Here is a 4,823-nt window from a genome sequence, read left to right as displayed (position 1 = left end):
ACACCGAAACACCACACCGCGGGGTGGAGCAGCCCGGTAGCTCGTCAGGCTCATAACCTGAAGGCCGCAGGTTCAAATCCTGCCCCCGCAACCAAGATTATCAAATGAAATCAAGTCCTTGACTGAAAAGCCAGGGGCTTTTTCATGTGTCGCGGGCATGGGCACACAGCAGATGTTCTACTCCTGTTGCTGAATGTGGCCTGTGACCGGTTTCACGGCAAAGCTGGAAGGCTGGGACAAACACGCACCTTGCACGTAGAGTCCTTGTCCCGACGGGTTTATCCTGGTCTCCCGGTGGCGGGCCGGAAGTGAAACGGTGAGGGACGTGTGAAGGATGTCCGGTTCGATCAATGCGCCTGGTTCTGGAATTCGCGGCCGGAAAACATCGGCATGATCACCCGCTCCATGCTCCGCCGCCATTTCGATGCTGGTACCTTTGAGCGGGGAGAGCGCTACCATCGACAGGGGCGGGTTTCCGCACTCCACAGCGAAGCCGACGCCGAGGGCGCGATCCGGGTGGTGGCCCGCGTCCGCGGCTCGTTGCCGTCGCCCTACCGTCAGGACATCCGCCTGTTCCTGCGCAATGGTGCCCTGACCTCCGTCAGCGGTGTCTGCGGCTGTCCGGTTGGCCTGAACTGCAAACACGTCGCAGCTGTATTGCTCGCCTGGGCGGACAGGCCGCTTCTGACCGTTCCGGTGCAACCGCCCACTTCGGTGCAACCGGCCTTACCGGAGTCGGCGGCAGCGGTCCGTCATCTGCTGTCCCGGCTGGAGGCGGCGGCCGCGCTTGATGCCGACGACGCCTATCCGGACACGGTGCACACGCGTCTGGTCTACGCGCTGCGGCTGGATGAACAGCCGGGCGGTCGCGAGGCGGTCGTTCGCTTCCTCTCCGTCTCCCTGCGCAAGGACGGCCAGTTTGGTGCCCAGAAGCCCTACACCCCCGAGAGCATCCGGGCTGCTTCGGTCGCTCAATACATTACCCCGACCGACCGTACCATCCTGTCGGCGGTGCTTGAGCAGCGAGGCTATGGTCGGTCGTCGTGGCACGGCACCCCTTTGCAAGGCGAGCGGGCGGTCTGGCTGATCGAGCGGATGCTCCGCACCGGCCGTCTCCATTGGGAGGACATCCGCGCCAACCCGCCCCTGCGGTCGGGGCCGGTGAGGACCGGCGAGGCCCGCTGGACCGCCGATGCCGATGGCCGCCAGCGCTTCGCTATCGCTCTTGATATCGACACCGTGCATCTGCTGCCCACCGTTCCGCCGCTCTATGTCGATCCCGACCGGTGGGAGTGCGGTGCGGTGACCACCAGAGTGCCGCCGCATCTGGCCGCCGCGCTGCTGTCGGCCCCGCCGCTCGCCCCCGCCGACATTCCGGCCTTCCGCCAGGGTGCCACCCGTTTTGGTGCCCTGCTTCCAGTCCTGCCCGAACCGCCCGCCGGGACGGAGACCCGCCGGATCGTGCCGCGACCGGTGCTCCGCCTGCGGCGTGGCCGGAGGGTGGCACCGCCAGCCGATGGTCATTTTTCGTCTTATGGTGTCGATTGCTCCGACGATTGGGTGGTTCCCGTTGCGGAGCTTGGCTTTGATTACGACGGCCGACGCGTTGCCGCGGACGTGCCATCGGCACCGTTCCAGTGGATGGAAACGGGCGTTCTGATTACGGTTCCGCGGGCTGCGAAGGAGGAGGTCAAGGCGGCCACCCGTCTCCGCGCCGTCGGCCTGGCTCTTGGCGATAGTCCGCTGACGGTCGCCGGGGAGGCCGCCCGGCGCCGGGTGTTCACCATTCCCGGCGACGCGTTCGATGTGTCCATCGGCTGGCTGGGCTTCTGCGACACGGTCGTGCCGACACTGCGGGCCGAGGGCTGGATCATCCTGATCGATCCGGACTTCCCCTATCAGGTGATGGAGGCCCCGGAGGGCTGGGCGTTTGAGCTCGGCGAGGGGAGCGGCATCGACTGGTTCGGCCTCTCGCTCGGTGTCGAGGTTGGCGGCGAACGGATCGATCTGCTGCCGGCGCTGCGCACTCTGATCGCCGCGCTGGACGAGGCCTGTTTGGGCGGCGACCCATCGGGTGGGGACATCGTGGAGGAGGAGTCGCGCCGTCTTGACGCGGCGCTGGAGGCCATGGCACCGGAGGGCACGCTGTATATGTCGGTCGGCGGCAACCGCTTCCTGTCACTCGCCGTGGACAGGCTGAAGCCGATGATCAGTGTGCTGGTGGAACTGTTCGGCCTACAGCCGGGCGGGGAGGGGCTGCGCATCGGGCGGGCCCATCTCGGCGACCTCGCTGCGCTGGAGGAGGCCGCGTCGGCCGCCTGCATCCCGCTGCTCGGCGCCGATACGATCCGCCGCATGGCGCGGGCGCTGGCCGAAACCGGTGGTGTTCCCGCCGTTGCGCCTCCCGCCGGTTTGCGGGGGGTGCTGCGCCCCTATCAACAGGCCGGGTTGGACTGGCTGCAATTCCTCGGCGCGCATGGCTTCGGCGGCATCCTCGCCGACGACATGGGGCTGGGCAAGACAGTGCAGGCGCTGGCCCATCTGCTGGCCGAGCGGGAGGCAGGGCGGCTCGACCGCCCCAGCCTGCTGGTGGCGCCGACCAGCGTGCTGGGCAACTGGCGGGCCGAGGCGGCGCGCTTCGCGCCCGGCCTGCGGACGCTGGTCCTGCACGGGCCGCAGCGTAAGGCCGATCTCGCGGGACTGGGCGGTTACGATCTGGTGGTGACCTCCTACGCCCTGCTGCCGCGCGATCTTGCGGCGCTGGCGGCGCAGCCCTGGCATCTGGCGATCTTCGACGAGGCCCAGTATCTGAAGAACCCGGCCTCCCAGGCGGCCAAGGCGGCGCTGGCGCTGGAGGTACGGCAGCGGCTGTGTTTGACCGGAACGCCGGTTGAGAACAGTCTGGACGAACTGTGGTCGCTGTTTGCCGTCGCGGTGCCGACGCTGCTCGGCGAGCGCACCGGCTTCCGCCGACAGTTCCGCACCCCGATCGAAAAGCATGGCGATGCCGGGCGTCGTCGGCTGCTGGCCCGTCGGCTGCGCCCCTTCCTGCTGCGCCGGACCAAGGAGGAGGTGGCTGGCGACCTGCCGCCGAAGACCGAGATTCTGGAAACCGTTGAGCCGGATGGCGGCCAGCGGGACCTCTACGAGACGATCCGGCTGGCGATGGACGAGCGGGTGCGGGCGGAGATTGCGTGCAAGGGGCTGGCCCGCAGCCGCATCACCATCCTGGACGCGCTCCTTAAGCTGCGGCAGGTCTGCTGCGACCCGCGGCTGGTGAAGCTGGAGGTGGCGCGCCGGCGGACGGCGAAAGGAGCCCCCTCGGCCAAGCTGGCCCGGCTGCTGGAGATGCTGCCCGGGCTGCTGGCGGACGGGCGGCGTATCCTGCTGTTCTCGCAGTTCACCTCAATGCTGGATCTGGTCAAGCCGGAGTTGGACACGCTCGGCATCGCCTTCGTCGAGTTGACCGGGGACACGAAGGACCGCGAGACGCCGGTGCGCCGCTTTCAGGCGGGTGAGGTGCCGCTGTTCCTGATCAGCCTGAAGGCAGGCGGCACCGGGCTGAACCTGACGGCGGCCGATACGGTGATCCATTACGATCCTTGGTGGAACCCGGCGGTCGAGGATCAGGCGACTGACCGCGCCCACCGCATCGGGCAGGACAGGCCGGTCTTCGTCTACAGGCTGGTGGCCGCCGGGACGGTGGAGGAACGCATGCTGGAGCTCCAGAAGCGCAAGCGCTGGCTGGGCGAGGCCATCTACGGGCAGGATGGCGCCGGGACCGACACGCTGACCGCCGACGATGTCGCCTTCCTGCTGGCACCGATCGGCGGGGGTAACGGCCAGGATTGATGACGGACTTCCTGGGTCTGGCGACGGTGTCGGGTTTTGCGGTGACGTCCGCCTGCCCTGCACGAGGCCGTCCTTCACGGCGCGACCGCTCGACGCGGATCTCCGCCGCCACCCGTCCGGGGTTGGAGGAGAAGATCAGGCTGCCGTCGCTCATCAGCACTGCCTCCTCGGTCCGCGCCTCCGCTTCCTTGGTGGGGACGTCCTTGGCCTTCAGCCCGGCCATAACGTTCTTCGACGAAGAACCCGTCGCCTGTTGCGAACCCGGGCACCAACGGCAGACGCTTATTTTGCCGCTACCAAGGGGCGGACCTGATCCAGATCGTCCGGCATGGTGCTGCCAAGGTCGTAGAGCGCCTGAAGATTCATCCAGAATTCCGGCCCGGTGCCAAAGGCCCGGCCCAGCCGCAGGGTGGTGTCTGCCGTAACCGGCGTTTCCAGACGGAACAGGCGTTCAATCCGGGTGCGTGGCACATGGCAGGCCTGCGCCACCGCATAGGCGGTCAGGCCGAGGGGCTGCATGAACTCTTCGCGGAGGATTTCACCGGGGTGGACCGGCGGGGTCGGGGCCAACATCGGGTGTCTCCTTGCCTTCGTGATCGTCCACGATTTCCACGTTTTCGGCGTGGCCCTCACCCCAGCGGAAGCAGATCCGCCACGGGTCATTGATCCGGATTCTGTGCTGTGTCTCTCCCGGTTTCCTTTCAGGGCTTCCAGACGGTTGCCCGGCGGCTGGCGCAGGGCGGACCAGATTGTTCGGCCTGTGGTCCATGGGGTCCTGCTCAAGGGCCATGGGCTGTAGAAGAGCAGGTTCCGCACGGTGACGGAGCGGCGCATGGTGATCTGCCGCAGCTCGGTTGCCTTGTTCTCCAGAGAGGGCTTGATTTCAACCCGCCGGGTCTGATCAGACAGGGTATCCAGCACCGCCGCAATCTCCTTCCGCCGTTTTGTGGTGTCGGCATCGGCGGCGGCAA

At 67.4% G+C, this 4,823-nt stretch carries 2 protein-coding genes and 1 tRNA gene; 2 read left to right on the top strand and 1 reads right to left on the bottom strand.

Annotated features, from left to right (window positions below; translation table 11 throughout):
* Positions 1 to 17: 17 nt before the first annotated feature.
* Together FHS48_RS19795 and FHS48_RS19790 are read left to right on the top strand one after the other, a co-directional pair.
* Positions 18 to 94 (top strand) — tRNA-Met (locus FHS48_RS19795).
* Between the two features lie 233 nt (positions 95 to 327).
* Complete coding sequence (locus FHS48_RS19790) at positions 328 to 3,852, top strand: DEAD/DEAH box helicase (RefSeq protein WP_311769168.1); 3,525 nt, start codon at positions 328 to 330, stop codon at positions 3,850 to 3,852.
* 282 nt (positions 3,853 to 4,134) lie between these two features.
* Here FHS48_RS19790 and FHS48_RS20670 read toward each other — a convergent pair.
* The coding region (locus tag FHS48_RS20670; protein WP_311769167.1) for a HigA family addiction module antitoxin at positions 4,135 to 4,823 on the bottom strand (689 nt) is incomplete at its 5' end.

Source organism: Novispirillum itersonii (assembly GCF_014205675.1).
GTDB lineage: Bacteria > Pseudomonadota > Alphaproteobacteria > Rhodospirillales > Rhodospirillaceae > Novispirillum > Novispirillum itersonii_A.
This window is presented reverse-complemented; position numbering and strand designations above follow the sequence as displayed.